At 42.7% G+C, this 17,349-nt stretch carries 18 protein-coding genes and 4 tRNA genes; 10 read left to right on the plus strand and 12 right to left on the minus strand.

Annotation, left to right across the window (positions count from 1 at the left end):
• Nucleotides 1-132: 132 nt before the first annotated feature.
• Together Q7S57_05720 and Q7S57_05725 are read left to right on the plus strand one after the other, a co-directional pair.
• Nucleotides 133-468, plus strand: coding sequence for a hypothetical protein (locus Q7S57_05720; GenBank protein ID MDO8512745.1), 336 nt, complete (start codon nt 133-135; stop codon nt 466-468).
• Nucleotides 458-1,210, plus strand: a complete 753-nt coding sequence (locus Q7S57_05725) for a 50S ribosomal protein L25 (GenBank protein MDO8512746.1) — start codon at nt 458-460, stop codon at nt 1,208-1,210. The genes Q7S57_05720 and Q7S57_05725 overlap by 11 nt, the downstream gene beginning before the upstream one ends.
• Before the next feature lie 153 nt (nt 1,211-1,363).
• Here the strand turns inward: Q7S57_05725 and prmC are convergent, their stop codons facing one another.
• The 3 genes from prmC to rpmE all read right to left on the minus strand — a co-directional run bounded on the left by prmC (nt 1,364) and on the right by rpmE (nt 3,959).
• Nucleotides 1,364-2,287 (minus strand): peptide chain release factor N(5)-glutamine methyltransferase, encoded by a 924-nt coding sequence (gene prmC / locus Q7S57_05730; protein ID MDO8512747.1) that lies wholly within the window; start codon nt 2,285-2,287, stop codon nt 1,364-1,366.
• Nucleotides 2,288-2,343: 56 nt separating this feature from the next.
• Nucleotides 2,344-3,402 (minus strand): peptide chain release factor 1, encoded by a 1,059-nt coding sequence (prfA, locus tag Q7S57_05735; protein ID MDO8512748.1) that lies wholly within the window; start codon nt 3,400-3,402, stop codon nt 2,344-2,346.
• 269 nt (nt 3,403-3,671) lie between these two features.
• Nucleotides 3,672-3,959: a 50S ribosomal protein L31 gene (gene rpmE, locus Q7S57_05740; protein MDO8512749.1), complete on the minus strand. Its 288-nt coding sequence runs from the start codon at nt 3,957-3,959 to the stop codon at nt 3,672-3,674.
• Between the two features lie 331 nt (nt 3,960-4,290).
• Here rpmE and rpsB point away from each other — a divergent pair, with 331 nt between their 5' ends.
• The 3 genes from rpsB (at nt 4,291) to Q7S57_05755 (ending at nt 7,143) form a co-directional block, all read left to right on the plus strand.
• Nucleotides 4,291-5,013: a 30S ribosomal protein S2 gene (gene rpsB / locus Q7S57_05745; protein MDO8512750.1), complete on the plus strand. Its 723-nt coding sequence runs from the start codon at nt 4,291-4,293 to the stop codon at nt 5,011-5,013.
• A 165-nt stretch (nt 5,014-5,178) separates the two neighbouring features.
• Entirely contained in the window at nt 5,179-5,772 is a 594-nt protein-coding gene (gene tsf / locus Q7S57_05750) for an elongation factor Ts (protein ID MDO8512751.1), read from the plus strand.
• A gap of 15 nt (nt 5,773-5,787) precedes the next feature.
• On the plus strand, nt 5,788-7,143 hold the full coding sequence (locus Q7S57_05755) for a tetratricopeptide repeat protein (GenBank protein ID MDO8512752.1): 1,356 nt from the start codon (nt 5,788-5,790) through the stop codon (nt 7,141-7,143).
• 436 nt (nt 7,144-7,579) lie between these two features.
• On the opposite strand, the gene Q7S57_05760 is transcribed toward Q7S57_05755, so the two are convergent.
• Nucleotides 7,580-7,651 (minus strand) — tRNA-Thr (locus Q7S57_05760).
• Between the two features lie 228 nt (nt 7,652-7,879).
• On the minus strand, nt 7,880-8,428 hold the full coding sequence (locus Q7S57_05765) for a LysE family transporter (GenBank protein MDO8512753.1): 549 nt from the start codon (nt 8,426-8,428) through the stop codon (nt 7,880-7,882).
• A 461-nt stretch (nt 8,429-8,889) separates the two neighbouring features.
• On the opposite strand from Q7S57_05765, the gene Q7S57_05770 reads away from it, so the two are divergent.
• Nucleotides 8,890-9,360 (plus strand): hypothetical protein, encoded by a 471-nt coding sequence (locus tag Q7S57_05770; GenBank protein ID MDO8512754.1) that lies wholly within the window; start codon nt 8,890-8,892, stop codon nt 9,358-9,360.
• A 621-nt stretch (nt 9,361-9,981) separates the two neighbouring features.
• Here the strand turns inward: Q7S57_05770 and Q7S57_05775 are convergent.
• From Q7S57_05775 to Q7S57_05790, 4 genes are all read right to left on the minus strand, one after another.
• Nucleotides 9,982-10,064 (minus strand) — tRNA-Tyr (locus tag Q7S57_05775).
• Between the two features lie 7 nt (nt 10,065-10,071).
• Complete coding sequence (locus Q7S57_05780; protein MDO8512755.1) at nt 10,072-10,704, minus strand: helix-turn-helix domain-containing protein; 633 nt, start codon at nt 10,702-10,704, stop codon at nt 10,072-10,074.
• A gap of 64 nt (nt 10,705-10,768) precedes the next feature.
• Nucleotides 10,769-11,113 carry a nucleoside triphosphate pyrophosphohydrolase gene (locus Q7S57_05785; GenBank protein ID MDO8512756.1) on the minus strand — a complete coding sequence of 115 codons (345 nt, stop codon included), beginning with the start codon at nt 11,111-11,113 and terminating at the stop codon, nt 10,769-10,771.
• Between the two features lie 446 nt (nt 11,114-11,559).
• Nucleotides 11,560-11,631, minus strand: a tRNA-Thr gene (locus Q7S57_05790).
• Nucleotides 11,632-11,712: 81 nt separating this feature from the next.
• Between Q7S57_05790 and Q7S57_05795 the strand changes: the two genes are divergently transcribed.
• From Q7S57_05795 to Q7S57_05805, 3 genes are all read left to right on the plus strand, one after another.
• On the plus strand, nt 11,713-13,308 hold the full coding sequence (locus Q7S57_05795; GenBank protein ID MDO8512757.1) for a hypothetical protein: 1,596 nt from the start codon (nt 11,713-11,715) through the stop codon (nt 13,306-13,308).
• Between the two features lie 15 nt (nt 13,309-13,323).
• On the plus strand, nt 13,324-13,485 hold the full coding sequence (gene rpmG, locus Q7S57_05800; protein ID MDO8512758.1) for a 50S ribosomal protein L33: 162 nt from the start codon (nt 13,324-13,326) through the stop codon (nt 13,483-13,485).
• A 116-nt stretch (nt 13,486-13,601) separates the two neighbouring features.
• Nucleotides 13,602-13,976 carry an NUDIX domain-containing protein gene (locus tag Q7S57_05805; protein ID MDO8512759.1) on the plus strand — a complete coding sequence of 125 codons (375 nt, stop codon included), beginning with the start codon at nt 13,602-13,604 and terminating at the stop codon, nt 13,974-13,976.
• Nucleotides 13,977-13,999: 23 nt separating this feature from the next.
• Here the strand turns inward: Q7S57_05805 and Q7S57_05810 are convergent, their stop codons facing one another.
• The 3 genes from Q7S57_05810 to Q7S57_05820 form a co-directional block, all read right to left on the minus strand.
• Nucleotides 14,000-14,923, minus strand: coding sequence for a Fic family protein (locus Q7S57_05810; GenBank protein ID MDO8512760.1), 924 nt, complete (start codon nt 14,921-14,923; stop codon nt 14,000-14,002).
• Between the two features lie 84 nt (nt 14,924-15,007).
• On the minus strand, nt 15,008-16,054 hold the full coding sequence (locus Q7S57_05815; protein ID MDO8512761.1) for a phosphotransferase: 1,047 nt from the start codon (nt 16,052-16,054) through the stop codon (nt 15,008-15,010).
• A gap of 585 nt (nt 16,055-16,639) precedes the next feature.
• Nucleotides 16,640-16,710: transfer RNA gene (locus Q7S57_05820), tRNA-Trp, on the minus strand.
• Nucleotides 16,711-16,830: 120 nt separating this feature from the next.
• On the opposite strand from Q7S57_05820, the gene Q7S57_05825 reads away from it, so the two are divergent.
• Nucleotides 16,831-17,223, plus strand: a complete 393-nt coding sequence (locus Q7S57_05825; protein MDO8512762.1) for an NUDIX hydrolase — start codon at nt 16,831-16,833, stop codon at nt 17,221-17,223.
• The last annotated feature ends 126 nt before the right edge of the window (nt 17,224-17,349 follow it).

Below are 17,349 nucleotides of genomic sequence, written 5' to 3' on the forward strand. Positions count from 1 at the left end.
GCACGCTTTTTGTTGCGACAAAAAGTCGTGAGGCCGCTTGAAAGCGAAAAATTACTTGTGCTTCCGGTGGTAGAATAGTGCCGTTTGACAAAAAGCCACCTCTTAATTATTATCTACTCATAAACAAAGAATATGTTTGACGAAGCGAATCAATTAATCTCCCGTTGTCCGTTATGTAACGCGGGCTATCGGGTTGAGGACGCGCAAATCATCGAAACTACCGATGAATCTTCTAGCGTTTATGTAGAATGTCCGCGTTGCAAAAGTTCAATTATGGCCGTTGTGGCCATGAGTGGTATGGGTATGATTTCTCTCGGTATGGTAACGGATATGACCAGAGAAGATATAGAAAAGTTTCGCCTTACTCCAAGCGTGAGCGGAAATGAATTATTGGAGATGATCCAACTGTTGAAGCGTCAAGATAGATCCGTTGTTCGAGAATTAACTAAAGAAACCGATGTCTACTAACAAAATCCATCAAATCGAAGCGCAACCCCGTGTCAAAGCGGGGCGTAAAGCAAAAAATGTCCGCATTGGCGGAGCTATTCCCGGTATTCTTTATGGCAACGGCGTTGCCAATGTTCAAATTGCAATTAATCAAAAAGCGTTCGAAAAGATATTACCGGAGTTGACGCATAGCACGCTTATTAATCTTGTTATTGAAGGTGAAAAAGACGGTCGAGCGGTTTTGGTTTCGGAAGTACAACGCAACCCAATGACCGGCTTGCCACAACATATTGATTTTCATCAAGTTAACTTGAAAGAAGAAATTGAAGCAACCGTGCCGTTGGTTTTTCATGGGGAATCATTCGCGGTGAAAGATTTGGCCGGAACTTTGGTCAAGAGTTTGAGCAATATCAAAGTGCAAGCATTACCGCAAGATTTGCCGGAAAACATTATTGTTGATATTGGTGCGTTGAAAGATTTTGAAGCCCGTATCACAATTGCCGACTTGAATATCTCCGATAAAGTTAAAGTTTTGGATAATATGGAAGAAATTGTCGCGGTTGTCACGCCTCCTCGCTCGGAAGCCGAAATGGAAGAATTGAATAAGGAAGTGGAAGAAAATGCCGGTGAAGTAAAGACCGAAGCGGACGAAAAGAAAGCCGCCAAGGAAGCCGAAGCGGTTGCGGAAGGTACGCCGGCTGAAGGAGAGAAGGGCGAGAAGAAGGAAGTCAAGAAAGAAACGAAGAAAGAAGAGAAGAAATAATAGTTTTACCGAAATATTGAACCAATTAATCCCCGCATAAGCGGGGATTTTGGTAAAGAAAAAACCAATCTTGGGTCGGTTGGGTTTAATCTCTGGAGTGGAACTAGTTTGCAACCAGGGACGGCCCCTTTTTCGGGGCCGTCCCTGGTTGGTTTAAAGCAACGTCCATTTGCTCACAAACGGCGTTACTTCTTTCGGTTTGAATTCGGGGATAAATTCGTGCGCAAGTTCCCATAGGGCACGGCGTTGTTTTGGGTTATGCTCGAGTAAAAGATATTGTAGAGAATTTTTTGTTTGTTCAAACCGCGCGATCTGGGCAAAAAAACGGCGGAAAACGGCGAGGCCGTCTGGGCCTCCATCAAGGGCTCCTTGTGGCTCAAAAGTGAGACCGATTGTGTCTGGTTTTGTGTGTGCTTCTTGTAATTCTTTCACTGGCACGTAGGGAAGATTAGAAACAATAATATTCGGTGAAAGTTCCGAAGGAATTTCATTGAGCAAGTCGCTGGCAAAAAAAGTAACGCGTTTGGCAACGCGATATCTTCGTGCGTTGCGCGTAGCGACTTTTAAGGCGGTGCCTGATTTATCCGTGGCGACAATTTTTGCTTTCGGGATTTCAAGGGCGAGAGAAACGGCGATGACTCCTGATCCTGTTCCGATGTCGGCAATAACCGGCGCGAGGGTATGACGTGACGGATTCCTGCTCTCGGGCAGGAATGACACGACGGTTGATTGTTTAACAATTCTAATACATTCCTCAACCAATGCTTCGGTTTCGGGGCGGGGGACTAAAACACTTTTGTTGATGATAAATTTTCTCCCATAAAAATACTGGCTACCCGTTAGGTATGGAATCGGAACACCTTTGATGCGTTGCATCAGCCAGTGTCGATATTTCGCCGCCTGATTAAAGGTTAGCTTCTCTTCATTGTGAGCAATCAAAAACTCACGTGGTTTTTTAATCACTTCAGCCAACAATATTTCCGCATCCACGCCAAAACTAGGCGAGCTGGTACGCAGGTAAACAATTCCTTCGCGGAGGGCTTCTTTGATGGTTAATGATTTGGTAATTGGTTTCATGTGTGGTCGTGCGACTTTAAGGATACTCCCTAAAGTCGCAACTTTAGGGAGTATCCTTAAAGTGCTTCCCCGAGAGCTTTGTTTTCATTGGCGTCGCGAATAGTATCTATGATATCAATAATGTTTCCATCCATGATTTGGTTTAATCCGTGCCAGGATTCTTTGATGCGGTGATCGGTGAGGCGGTCTTGCGGAAAGTTGTAGGTACGAATTTTCTCACTGCGATCGCCAGTGCCAATTTGGGTACGGCGGGCCGTGCCTTCTTTGTTTTGTTGATCTTCAATTTGTTTGGCCAAAATGCGGGAACGCAGTACTTCCATTGCCGATTCTTTGTTCTGGGCTTGCCCACGTTCATTTTGACTTTGCGCGACAGTGCCCGTTGGAATATGGGTAATACGCACAGCCGAGCTGGTTTTTTGGACGTTTTGACCGCCGTGACCGCCGGCGCGATAAGTCTCAACACGTAAATCTTCAGGGCGAATTTCAACGTCTACCTGCTCTGCTTTTGGCAACACAACAACCGTCGCGGTTGAGGTGTGAATACGTCCAAGTTTTTCAGTGACGGGAGTTCTTTGGACACGGTGAACGCCACTTTCAAAACGCAACGCACCGTATGCACCTTTACCAACCATTTCGAAAATAATTTCTTTGTAACCGCCGGCTTCGTTGTGGTTTTCGTCGACCAGGTGGGTTTTCCATGCTTGGGTTTCTGCGAAACGCATGTACATTTTTAGGAGGTCGGCGGCAAACAACGAGGCTTCGTCGCCACCGGCACCGGCGCGAATTTCTACCACAACGTTTTTGTCCGCGTATTCATCTTTGGGGAGCAGGGAATGGCGCAGTTCTTTTTCGGCCAGAGTAAGTTCTTCTTGGGCTTTGGGCAGTTCTTCCAGGGCAAGAATTTTTAATTCATTATCTTCTTCCTGTAAGATGTTTTGATTTTCCTGTACGGTGGTTTTTAGATTATCCACCCGATGTTTAATATCCATGATTTTTTGGAGTTCCGAATGTCGCGATGACACGGTAGCAATTTCGGCGTGCGAAAGCCCGTTGAGATTACTCAACTTTTCAGTTAACTGCAGGTATTCTTTTTCGATATCCGATAATGATGGCATGAGTAATTAATAGCTTGAAATTACATATAATGCGAGAGGGGATAAATATAACTTCAGGTTTTAGCGTTTTTGTTAAGTTATGAATTTTCAATTATCAATTCCCAATTTTCAATTAATTATCAATGGCTCAATTATCAATTACGACGTCAAATTGAAAATTGAAGCTTGAAAATTAATTGATAATTGGTCTTTGAAAATTGATAATTAAAACTTTATAAATATGCAACAACCTCTCTTGTGGAGAGATTGTCTTGATTTTGTTCAGTTAGCTACCCTATCTTTTTAGACTTGCTTGCCTTGCTCTCGCGGAGTTTCTTTGGGGCGCCCTTGGCGATGATCTTGGCTTCCTTTTGTTTCTTGGTTTTTTCAACCAATTTCGCAAAGCGCTCGACGCGACCGGCGGTGTCCATAATTTTCTTTGTGCCAGTGTAGAAAGGATGACAGGCGGAACAGGCTTCTGTGAAGATTTCGGCTTTTGTTGAGCCAACATTAAAAGTATTGCCACAAGCACAGGTAACTTTGGCCTCTTGGTAATCCGGGTGAATTTCAGGTTTCATAACGAAATGAGTATAAAAGAACCAATGAAATTGTCAAACAGATCGAGAACAGACGTAAGGTCGGACTGCCGAGCGGTCCGACCTTGATTGGTAGCGTCGTATCGTTGTTGGCCAATGAGGGTCGGACCCCCTTGGGGAGTCCGACCCTTTCGCTTCTTGCCTAAAAAGGCGTTCTTTGTTAGATTGTCACTACTAGTTTATTAGCTAATTTATCTCACATTCGCTTGGCTCCCCTTGGGGGAGGCCCCTCATTCCTTGCCGGTTTAATCTGAGCTTGTCGAAGATTTACTGGTATTTGAGGGGACAGCGAAGAGGAAGAAAGGATCAATTTATGTCGTTACCAAGTTTAGTAGACCTATTAGAGGCCGGTGTCCACTTTGGACACGAAACATCCAAGTGGAATCCGAAAATGAAGCCATATATTTTCACGGAACGTAATCACGTCCACGTGTTAGATTTGCAACAAACATTAACTTCGTTGGAAAAAGCAGCCACTTTTGCGCGCAACATCGCGGGTAAGGGCGGAGTAGTGCTTTTTGTCGGTACAAAACGCCAGGCGCGTGCCATCGTCAAGGCCGAGGCCGAGCGTTGCGGAATGCCATTCATCACCACACGTTGGTTGGGTGGTACATTTACCAACTTTGAAACAATCTTGAAAAGCATTAACAAATTGGAAAATTTCCGTGTTACCTTAGAATCTCCGGAAGCCGAGATGCTTACCAAGAAAGAACGCGCGGTGCTGAAGAATGAAATCAAGCGTTTGGACGATGTTTTGCAAGGTTTGAAAGAGCTACGCAAAATGCCGAATGCTGTGTTTTTGGTTGGAGCGCACAATGAAAAAATTGCCGTGAAAGAAGCGGTGCGTCGTAAAGTGCCAATGATTGCTTTAGTAGATACCAATGCCGATCCTTCCGTGATTGATTATCCAATTCCGGCCAATGATGACGCGGTGAGATCCCTTGAAATTATTGTCAAAACCATTGCCGATGCTGTATTGGAAGGCAAAAGTGGGATCAAGACGGTAGATGTGGCCACTACGGCCGTTAAGGGGTAATATTATTAATAAAGGAGAAAATTATCCCAGTAATACAACTTCCAATTTGGAATATTTTAACAACTTATTTATTCAAAAATATGAATATCAATAAAACCTCATTTGTAATACTTGCCAGTTTTGAACAAACCGAGTTTGTTCAATTTGGAAGTTGATATACTGGGTATGACAACAACAATTACGACGGAAAATATTCGTCAGCTTCGGGCTCGAACAGGTGCCGGAATAATGGATGTAAGAGAAGCACTTCAGGTTTCCGAAGGCGACGAAGAAAAAGCAATTAAATTTTTGCGTGAAAAAGGCAAGATTAAACAAGCTAAGAAAGCGGACCGTTCGGCTGTCGAAGGAATGATCGGTTGTTATGTTCATAGCAATAAAAAGCTGGTGGCGTTGGTGGCTTTGCGTTGCGAGACGGACTTTGTGGCAATGAATCCTGTTTTTCAAGAACTGGCTAAAGATATCGCGATGCATGTTGCCGCGTGCGACCCGTTGGCGGTGAGCGCCGACGCTATTCCGGCGGAATTAATCGCGCGAGAACAAGAAGCGGTAGAAAAAGAAGTGAGTGGGCTTGGTAAGCCGGAAAACATCGCGCAGGGAATTATCAAAGGGAAAATGGATAAATTTAAAGCGGAACGTGCGTTGCTTTCACAACCGTTTGTAAAAAATCCCGAGATTACTGTTGGTGATCTTTTGGGACAAAAAGTTGGAGAAATAGGCGAAAATATTTTTGTTGAGCGTTTTCAAAGAATGGAACTTTAACCTATCTAAAGCATTTTGTCCGCTATTTTTCTACCAATCCTTCTCATTATCGGCGCTTTAAGCGCGATTTTGGTTGTGTTTGGGCGACATTTGCCGGCCATGGCGCGTAGCTTCCGGGAACGAAAAGAACAAAAAGAATTATCCGAATTATCCGATCAACAAATAACGGAGTTGCCGGTAAATCCGCATACTCATCAGTTAACGCAACCGCAAGAAAATACTTTTGGTTTCACTGTTTCTAAAGTGAGACAACAGGGAAAATTTATTTTGGTTAAGTTTATTTGGGTGATGATGCATTTGTGGCGGGTAGTAAAATTTTCCGGACAATTGGTTGCAAAGCTTTTCCACCGTGTACCGCGTATCAAGCCTTCTTTGGCAGTTTTTAGTCGCGGAAAGAAAGAAACTGACGCGGATGTAGATTACAAAAATATCGAAGAGTTTACCCAACCGATTATGACGACATCCGATATTAAGTCAGTGAAAAAGAATCCATTGCGTTATCCAGAACCAATATCAGATGAATTGTCCGAGTTGACGCAATCAAAGAAGTCAAAAACTACGGAAAAGCCAAAAGAGGAAATTTCGGCAAGCGTTGAGTCTCAAGTTGAGGCGATAATCGAAGAAGTTAAAGCAGAACAGCCAAAGGTGGAAGCGAAAAAAGTGGAAGCGGAAGTTGTTGTTGAAAAGCCGGCGTTTTCAGTGGAAAAAACCAAAGAAACACGCACTCCCAATCGTCGTCGAATTGTTGGTAAGATGGCGCCGAAACCAACTCCACTGCAGGAATTGGAAAAAACAATTATGGCGGAAGAACCGGAAGCGAAAGAAGTTTTTACTGTAAGGGATGTTGAGGAGGTTGCCGTGGAACCGGTTGCGCCGATTGAAGAAAAGAAAATGTCTTTTATTGACCGTGAGGCATACGCGTTGACCGATGCTACGCAAGAAATTAGCAATCAAATTTTGGAAGGGAAATATAATGTCGCGGAGTCCGCGCTCATCGATATTTTAAGTAAAAATCCTCGTAATACCGAGGCCTATCGGTTGTTGGGTATTGTCTATCTGAAACGGAAGGATTTTGAGCAAGCACGTGAGGTCTTTGAAGAAGCGTTGCGACGCGATCCTGATCATGGTGGTTTGCAAGGACCATTAGGCTATTGTTATATGTCGGTGGGAGAATACGGAAAAGCGCTTTCGATGTATCAACAGGCGCACAATATGGACGAAACAAATATCGAATATTTGGAGCAATTGCTCATAATTTCTTCGCGCATGGATCGCCGTCCACTTGTGAACATGACAGCCAAAAAAATTCTCGCGTTGAATCCCAATCACGTCGAAGCCAAAAAATATCTCGCACGAGTGGCGGTGAGATAAACAAACAGTCTCTGTAGTGTAGGGGCAATTCATGAATTGCCCTGTAATAGATCCGAAAAAACTCCTTTTGACGAAAATATTCTTGTTTCCGCTGTTCACGAATACATTTTCACCAAACGTGAAAATGTATTCGTGAACATTTTGCTTTGCGGACGGTTGAGGGTTCCTCGTGTGAGTTGCTCCGAAACTTCGCACCTCTTGGTGCAAAGATTTCGGAGTTCATTGATTCTTGTGTAAAACATCCCCACAGGGCGTGGAGATGTTTTATGTACATTTGGTTTGTTTTGCTTCGCAGGTAACCAGAGGTAGCTCCGAAATCACGCATCTTCGGATGCGTATTTTCGGAGTTCTTCGATTCTTGTGCAAAACAACTCAACAGGATGTTGAGTTGTTTTGTGTACATTGTATAGTTTCGCTAAGCGAAACAAATCTCGAGAGCCGGCGGTCGGATTCGAACCGACGGTCTTCTGTTTACAAAACAGTTGCTCTGCCTCTGAGCTACACCGGCATTATTTCGATTCTGTAATCATAAAGTTACCTTTTTTTTGGTATATGTCAAAGACGCGAAAAAGTTGTCGCGGTCACCTCCAAGGTGGCCACACACGGCTTCCTTGGAGGTGGTGTGGGTTAGTCATCGGCGCGATGCGCGAACTAACAACACCTCCGAGGAGATACTGTTCCCACTTCACCAAGGTTTCGTGGGACCAGAAGTACCATCTCGGAGGTGTCCACTGTTCTATTTTTCCGTCATCGCAATCTTTATTCCTAAGATAAGTAATAATCCGCCGAAGGTTTTATTGAAGACGTTTTGGAATCTTTCGAACACCGTGCGGATGCGTTTGTGAGAAAGTAAAACAGCCACTAATGAAAACCAAAGAATCGTATTGATAATCATTATCCCGCCGATAATCAGCATTATCATAAATGGCGTGGTGGGGGAGATGACGAATGTGAATAAGCTCAAGAAAAACAGGGTTGCTTTTGGATTAAGTACATTTGTTAGAAAACCTGTTTTGATGGCCGAAAGGGCTGAGATGTCCTTCCTTGGTTTGTACTCGCCGACATCCAATTTGGAAGATTTGGCGTAAAAAGATTTGAGGCCGATGTAAATTAAATATCCAGCGCCTAAAAGTTTGATAGTGTTGAAGATCAGGATTGATTGAGAAATGACAACAGCAAGACCGGCCAAGCAATAAAAAATATGCACGGCGATGCCGAGCCCAAAACCGACGGCCGTCCAAAGGCCGGTCTTTTTGGAGTAGACCAAGGAGTTGCGCACGGCCATGTTTAGGGCTTGGTAATTAATAAACGCCTTATCTTATGTCCACTGCATCTCCAAATACAACTGCTTCTCAATCAAAAATCTTTCAACGTACTTATAGTACGTTTCAAGATTTTGTTCAATCAAAGACAGTCGTCTTTGAAGCGCATTGAACATAATATTAAAGCGTTTATAATTACCAAGCCCTAAAAATCCGGCCCGGGGCTGATGAGGGCTAAGAGATGGACGAGCGTGGCGGTGGCAATAAGAGCGAGATAGGGCATGGGTGGAATTTAGATTATATCGTAGGGGGGAGAATCTGGAAAGACTGATAGGCGGGTGGAGTGTATTTTTTGAACAAGTGCCATAATACTGAAATTATTATACCCTGTACTCACGGAAACAATCCTTCCCTTGGGGTTGTTAATCTACCGTGAACAATTAATAATCTTCACTCTTAAAAGTACAAGTGTTAACATATTATTATGACCGTTCATGGTAGAACAACAAAGCTTGTTGAGGTGTATGAGAAATATATCAAAGGAACACCAGAAAAGGGATTAGTAGAAGAGAAAAAATTTCTTGTTTGTTTTCTTACGCAGGCTGTTTGCAAAGGAATGAATTTTAACTCAAATAAGGTTTATATTAGTACGCGGGTTTTAAAGCATATGTATGATAAAAAACCAGCAGAGGAGTTTAATTTTCTGTTGGTAAATCTGAATAAAATTGTTAGGTATCCTGATCATATATACGCCAACAAGCTTGGTAAAAGAGGAGACATCTGTTTACAAAAATGCGTCGCCGGTAACCAATATCTATGTTCTATTGAATTTGTTGGCACCGAAGAAGAACAAAAAGAAATACAAATAACAACGGCTTTCCGAATAAGAAAGTCTAATTATTTACTCGGTTATAAACTACTGTGGAGCTGGAAGGGCGACATTCCTTCATCGTAATACTTTCGTTGCCACTATTGGACTACTTGTACCCCGCAGTAGAGCCTTTCTGCGTTTCAGCCCCACAATAGTTAATAACCTAGTTTTAAATGAACCTTTTATATAAAAAGGGCGACTGTTTATACTAACTTAATTTGTTGTATGTGTCAACATATGACCATTAATACCACAGTACTACTTTGCTTGATGTATGTAAAATTACGCCAGCGGGCAAAATCTCTTGCTCCGTCATTTTGTTTATTGCGAATAAACCAAATGACGGAGTTCTTCGGTTTTTGTGTAAACACGTTTTCACGAAACGTGAAAACGTGTTTATGTACATTAGAATCTGTTTCGCAAGGCGAAACTTACCTCGAGAGTTCTTCGATTCTTGTGCCCCGCCGGTGGCGGGGTGTACAACATCTGATTAGTTTTGCTTCGCAAAACATATTCAATGAGTGGGCAGGGAAGGATTCGGCTTCAACAATTGCGACTGATGTCGCAATTGTCTAGCCACCGGCTCGTGGTTTCGCATTGGCGAAACATCACGAGCCGTTCGAATCCTCACATAACACAAGCAGTTGTGTTACTCCTGCCCGTAACAAAAAACACCAGGCGCAAGGCCTGGCATTTTTTGTTATGTGGGCAGGGAAGGATTCGAACCTTCGAAGGCAGAGCCGCGGCATTTACAGTGCCGTCCATTTGACCAACTTTGGTACCTGCCCGAAAATATTAATTTGTTAATTGTTCTGCTTCTTCCTTAATCCATTCTCTAATTTGATTCAGAAGCTTTTTGTCATAATATCTAATGTGAACCAGTCCGTGGGGCATCTTATCAATTTTATTTGGATCAAAGTCGGTGCGAATATATGGCTTTGTAAAATGGTCTATTGGGATGCCGGTTAGATTAGACCAAAAATTTGTAATTTTTGCAACATCTTGGTTTTTGTGACAATAAATCATCGCCCGAAGTTTTGTTTCGTTTATTCCGCAAATCTTTCGTAAATACATTGTGAACAATTTGATCATTTCCGGTTTACTGTTAGTAAAATCGACGTTTGTTGCTTTTTCAGATGTGGTACCTTCGCACCAATACATAATAGTGCCGGCAGTTTTAAGTTTTTTAAGTTGCATTGTCCGCTGGTTCGGGGCCAGAACGTATGAAGCAGGTTTTTTATTGAACGCCAATTTTGATAATTCCTTGTGCGTTCTCCTTTGAATTTTGTGTCTTCGCATAAATCGATAGACAGTTGTAATGCTAACATTGATTCGAGTTGCTATTTCGTTGGCGGACAATTTCTCTTTGTAATACAGATTTTCGATAGTTACTTTTTCTGAAGTTGGAATGACATATGTTCTATTCATGTGATAATTATAACAAGTACATAGAATAACCGGCAATAGTCAAAAGTCTCTAAGAAAAAACCGACTACTTGGTCGGTTTGTCGGGCTCGGTGGTGGAGATAAGGAAGATTCCTTTTTCGAAACCACCTCGTTCGTCTCTTATTCTTTTTTGTTCCGCGGTGATATCTTCCCATGAGATTCTCTGAAGTCGGGTGATTGCTTCTAAGACTTCCAGTACATCTGCGAGTTCATGGGTGAGTTTAGCCGGCTTTGCTCTGGCGGTCTCGCGCGCTTCTTCGACGAGCTTGGAAAGTAAGTGGGGAAGTCGAGCGTCGAGCGGAACTGTTTTCGTTTCACAATCGACCCCGATGCCTTTCAGGTATTTTGGAATACCATCACGGACAAGTTTGTTGTAAGTAACAGTTTTCATTTTTTGTTCCTTTCTGTGATTTTACGGTACAACAGATAACAATTAAATCAAATGGTTGTTTTGAGTATTTTTTACATGTTTCGTTTTCGCACTAAAGGTAGCTCCGAAAATACGTGTCTGTTGACGCGTATTTTCGGAGTTCTTTGACACTTGTGCAAAATAACCCAGTTGGTAATTGAAGGGCTCCGAAACTTTGCGCATCCGAGCACAAAGATTTCGGAGTTCTTCGATTCTTGTGCAAAACGACTCAACAGGATGTTGAGTCGTTTTGTGTACATTTTATAGTTTCGCAGAGCGAAACGGATAAGGAAGGTCGCTCCGAGACTCGGCGCTTTCGAGCGCCTAGAGTCTCGGAGTTCATTGATTCTTGTGTAAAACATCTCCACGGGGTGTGGAGATGTTTTATGTACATCTGATTAGTTTTGCTTCGCAAAACTTATTCAATGAGCCGGAGGTGGGAATCGGACCCACGACCTCTTCATTACCAATGAAGTGCTCTACCACTGAGCTACGCCGGCAGGTGTTTATGTTCGCTAGCATGCCTTATTTTTTGCGAATCGTCTAGAACCTTGCTTGGGGTTATACTGGGAATGTAAATTATGCGCAGATTCTTTTTGGGGATAATTGGTGGAATAATCGTTGTGGCGATTGCTTATTTTTATGGTGCGGATATTTTGCGTCAAATATCGCTCGGAGGTGAAAGTGGGACGCCGAGGCCCACGGCGACATCCTTGGTGGATGAGGCGCAATCGGTTAATCAAAATAGAACGATAAAAACGACTGGCGTTAAAAAAACGAATGATGATATTTTAATGGCGAAATATGTTGTCTCCGAACGTCCCAAAGAAGGAACAGAACAGTGGACGGACTTGTATTTGTCTTCGGACGGTATCATGCGCACTATCACACCACCCGATAACGTGGATCGGACGGTAAAACCGGTAACAGATGGTAGTAATATATATTATTTAATCGAAAATAAAAATATTCGGGAACAAGGAAGAAGTTTAGTTAGTGTGGGGATTGAAGATAATAAACAAACGCTGATTTCTGATTCAACTCCGCTTGTTGAACCGCGCTCCGTTTTTTCGGCCAATGATGGTAAGACGATTGCTTTTTATTTGGACGGTACGCAAAAGAAAATGACCGAGCTTTGGACATATTCCGCGGAAAAAGCGCGGAAGCGAGTTTCCGTGGAAAGATTGACGCAGAACGCGCAGGGTCCTTTTTGGGACGCCAACGGGGGCTTTCTGTTGCGTGACGGAGCAACTGTTTTGCGTGGATCGCCAAATAGAACCGGTGCCGATATTTTGCCGATAAAATTGGATTGGAAAAATATTTTATCGGGAAGGTCGATGATTCCATCACCGGGTGGAACGCAGATTGTATATTTGATTGGTGAAAAAAAAGGAAAAGATGTTTCTGCGGTACTGCTGGTTTGGGATTTGAAAGAAAATCAGGAGCGAGAAATTGCTTCTTTTACGACGGATAAAGTAGAAATACTTGGCTGGAGCAATAGTGGGGCATTGGTTGTAAGAGAAGGGGAAGGTGACGTAAAAATTTGGAATATTACCAAAGACGCAAAAGAAAATTATGGTCTTGAGGCCAACGCGCGTTCGGTAATATTGGCAGGGGACGGTTCGGAAATTTCATATATCTTACCGGGATCGACGGGGGAAAAGATGGTTTCACGGGTTGCGAAAACCGGCGATGTCGTAGCGCGAGAGGTTTTGCCGGCTCTCAATGATGTTTCAATTACGGGGGTTACCAGCAGGACGGATATTATCCAATTTCTACGTTTAAATGTTGTTGTGGAAGGTTATTCTCAAGCAGCAGAGTTTCCGCTTGCAAAAGAAGTGATAGTGGGTTATGTTATGCATCATATCCGAGAGATTGCCGCGGTGGGCGAAGGGGAAGCGGCTATCGCGCAACGGGTTTGGTTTACGCATGTTCCCGGCGCAATTTATGTCGATTACTTGGTCGGCTCAACGCTTTGGCGCCGTTTGATCCAAGTTGACGGAGCGGGCGGTCAGGCTTCAAAATATACGCTTATCGGGGTTTATGCGCCGGCTTCAGGGGAATGGGTGTTGGCCAAGGGGCGCAACCTGACAGACCCGAGTACAACCGAACTTTACGAATTTGATCCCGAGTCCGAGAAATGGCTTAAAAAAGATATAACGAATATTCATCCATAATTTTTAGAGAAAACCATGGCAACGAGTGACTTCAAAAAAATCAATTGCACAGTTTGTAAGCAACAAAATTATATGCGTCGCAAGCCCAATAAGAAGGGTGTGCAAGCGGAAAAACTGGAGACGTCAAAATTCTGCAAGCACTGTCGCGCGCACACGGCGCACAAAGAGTCGAAATAATATTGCTATTTAGCAATTTCATCCCCGAGCGCCATCGGGGATCCAAAACGCTGGTTGTAAAACATCCCCAATTCTAGCCACTTTTTGTTTTGGTTGTTTTTGGGTAGGATAATTCAATGACTAAAAAATTCGTTGTCGGAATTCTACTGAAAGATGGAAAATATCTGGCTGAGAAAAGACACGAACACGAGCGCTATTATCCGGGGAAAACTATATTTCCAGGTGGGCATATTGAGTTGAACGAATCATCAGAAAAAGCATTGGCAAGAGAAATGGAAGAAGAGCTGGGTATCTTTATTGAGAAGTGTGATTTTGTTGGGGAGTTTTATTATGAAGATGGTACTTCTTCAAAAGTCTATGTAATAAATCAATGGAGGGGTAATCCTGAACCCAAGGAGGCGAAAGGTCTTATGTGGATTGAGAAAGAGGATCAATTATCAAACGAGATTGATAAGCAAATGCTTAAAAAGATAAAAGATCGGTCGTCATAATTCGTTCATAATCCTGTATTATTTTAGCTCAACAACTTGTATGATTGTAGAATCGATTCGCAAATAAACGACTCAAGGAAAATTGATTCGTTTTTGGTTTGAGCTCGTTCTAGATAAGTGTAATATGCTTGTTTCTTATCACGTTTGATTGAAATTGGTGGTAAGCCGTGTCGGATAGCGATGCTGTGCATCAGTAACCGCCCAACGCGGCCATTGCCGTCCGAGAACGGATGGATATGCTCAAATTGCGCGTGGTTTTCGGCCAAGTGTGAAAAGACATTGGCAGGTTTTTTATTAGTATTCTTGATAAAATCATTCATCAGTTCTTCAATTTTCAAGTGATTGGCCGTGACAACACGGGAGCCCGCAATTCTAACGGCATGATTGCGATAATGTCCGGCATTTGGATAAATACCGTTCATTAAAATTGAATGGAGTTTTTTAATATCATTTTCCATTGTTGGTTCCTCGTAGCTATTATTTAGGCGCTGAAATAAGTTTGCCAGGGCGGCTTGATGATTTTTAGCTTCTTGGTGTTCAACAACGGTTTTATCGGGAATGACCGCATTGTCAAAAAGCACGGCTTTAACTTCCGGCTCGCTGAAAGTGCTACCTTCAATACTGTTGGTATGATAGGTCAGTTCCAGCACAAATGAGTCGTATAAGTCTTTTCGGCTCATGATTAATTTTAGCGGGTTGGGGAACGTTTTTTGCAACTGTGCTATTTGCTGCTTTTTTTGAGCAAGTTCCGAATCGTCGATTTTTTCTGCGCCGGTATATTCTTGGTAGAGAAGGTCAATTTTTTCACCGTGTTGTTTTCGTGGCGTACTTTTTGCGTTTAGCCAGCTGTTCAGAGTGGGGAAAGATACGCCCAAAAGACCGGCCAGTTCCGTCTGGGTTTTTTCTGTAACTTTCTGTAGAACTTTTAGTTTATCTGCGTAGGTCATAATGATAGTGGCATTCTAACAAACTTTATAAAGTTAGTCAAGTCTTATAAAGTTAGGAAAAACTACCAAATTCTGCCTATTAAGTTAGTTACCAATCAAGTTATCGAAATCATTCAGCTTTAATACGTTAATAGAAAATGAAATAAACTTCAGTCCATCTTCGGGCTTATTTGTATTTGCTAGAAACCATTCGATAATCCAAAAAAGCTGATAAAGCATGTATCCCTTAAAAGCAACTCGAAGAAGCTGATTTTCGGCTGATAAATCGTATTCACTTTTTCCGTAAGTTTTTCGATAAGTCTCCAATGCAAGTTTGATTTTCTGTGCATTGTACAGGGCTCTGTTTTTTCCACGATAGGAGTAGCAAGACTGTCCAATCGTGCACGCGAGATCTGTTAATCGACAATCCCATCTTGCCCAATCAAAATCAAAGAGGCCCGACACTCGATCTCCAATATAATTCATGTTGCCCGGATGAATATCAAAGTGAACGACTTGTTTAGGCTGTTCATCATATTTACTCATCTTCATTTCCGCAAAGAGATTGTTAATAAGTTCCTCTAAAAATGTTTGATTTTCCTCTAGTAATTCCTTGACTGGGCCGGTACGAACCTTGTTTGTGAGTGAGTGTAGTATCGTGATTCCATTTGTCACGTAGAAATAGAGCGTTTTATTATTGTGTGGTATTTCTCCCTTAAAATCCTGGACGGTTTTTGTAAAATTCGCTGAAGTCTGAAAGAAACTCACGAGCTTTGCGTCATTAAATCTTATTAGATTACTGACACTTTCTTTTACTTCTCCGGGCAAAAACTCTTGAAGACTATAATATTTATTTTCGAAAGTAGTGATAAGATCCCCATCCGTGTTCTCAAACAGGTGCGGAGTCAAATTAAATTTGTTTTTTGTAAGATAATCCAGTATGTCTGCCTCGAAATAGAGATGAGAAGTGGTTGTGGTTGGGTTCGATTCCCGAAGAATATATTTGTTTGAATGGGTTTTAACGAGGAAGATCTTATTTACGTTCGCGAGGGTGTTTTGTGTGATAGAGTATTCCTTGGTTTTGAAGTCGTAACATTTTAAGACTCTTATTATTTGTTCTAAATCCTTTGCTGGAACTTGCTTGTAAACCATAAAATACAGGATAACATACAGAAAATCTAGTGAATATGTTGGAACTCTGCGGAAGGGTCGGCCTCGCAATTTTCGTTGATACGGAAATTTCTGGCCACCGGTTCGCGGTCCTGCTGGACATCGCTCACCGTTCGATTCCCCTATGGTCAAAGGTAGCTCCGAGACTCGGCGCTTTCGAGCGCCTAGAGTCTCTTGGCTCTGCCGCTCGGTTTATCGCGGATAAACCTCACGCCAGAGTTCTTCGGTCTTTGTGTAAATATGTTTTCACGGTTTCGTGAAAACATATTTATGTACGTTAGGATTTGTTTCGCAAAGCGAAACTCACCTCGAGAGTTCTTCGATTCTTGTGCCCCGCCGGTGGCGGGGTGTACAACATTTGAATGTTTCGCTAAGCGAAACAAATCTCGAGCAGGCGAGGAGGGAATCCCGCTCATCCACAAAATTGCGCTCGCTGTTGCTCGATGCAATTTTGCTCCTTCGTGGCCAGGGTTTTTAAAAACAAGAAGCAGTTCTTGTTTTTAAAATACCCTTCGATTCCCTCGGGCTCAATTAAAATAGCCGCTCGAAAGCGGCATTTTAATTGAGCAGGCGAGGAGGGAATCGAACCCCCAGTTCAGCTTTTGGAGAGCTGTGGTTTACCATTAACCGACTCGCCCAAGTGATTACGATTGTATTGGTAAAATATACCTTTGTCTATCACGCATTAAGGTCCGACCTTTGCAAAGGTCGGACCTTAATCGCTAATCATTATCGTGGAACCTGGTATAATAATTCTTATGGACGAAAATAAAATCTGGGCGGTCACAATTAAGGGTCTCGTATTTAACGAAGAGGGTAAGTTGTTACTTCTTCAGGAACCTGATGGAATGTGGGAATTGCCCGGTGGGCGTGTTGAACACGGCGAAGAATTCGCGCAAACACTTACGCGAGAAATTATGGAAGAAATGGGTGTTGAGTGTGAGATTATTGATCAACAACCTCATTGGGCTTGGCCTGAACACCTGGTTAATCTTCAGAGGTGGAGAGTTGTGCTTGGGTTTCGAATTAATTTGAAATCGTTCGAATTTATTAAATCTGATGAATGTGCAGGCTCGGCCTACTTTGATAAACAGGGTCTTATTGATTTGGGTGATAAGTTGTGGGCGAAGGGAATTATTAGGTTTCTTTAGGGTATGTGTTAAAGTATTTTTTATTTAGCTCCGACCTACAAAGGTTGGATCTAAATCTTTCGACGGATATTTATCAGTGACCGACCTTGACTGCAGGGACGGTCCCTGATTCTGTGTTAGAATACC

Source organism: bacterium (genome assembly GCA_030647555.1).
GTDB lineage: Bacteria > Patescibacteriota > Andersenbacteria > UBA10190 > CAIZMI01 > CAIZMI01.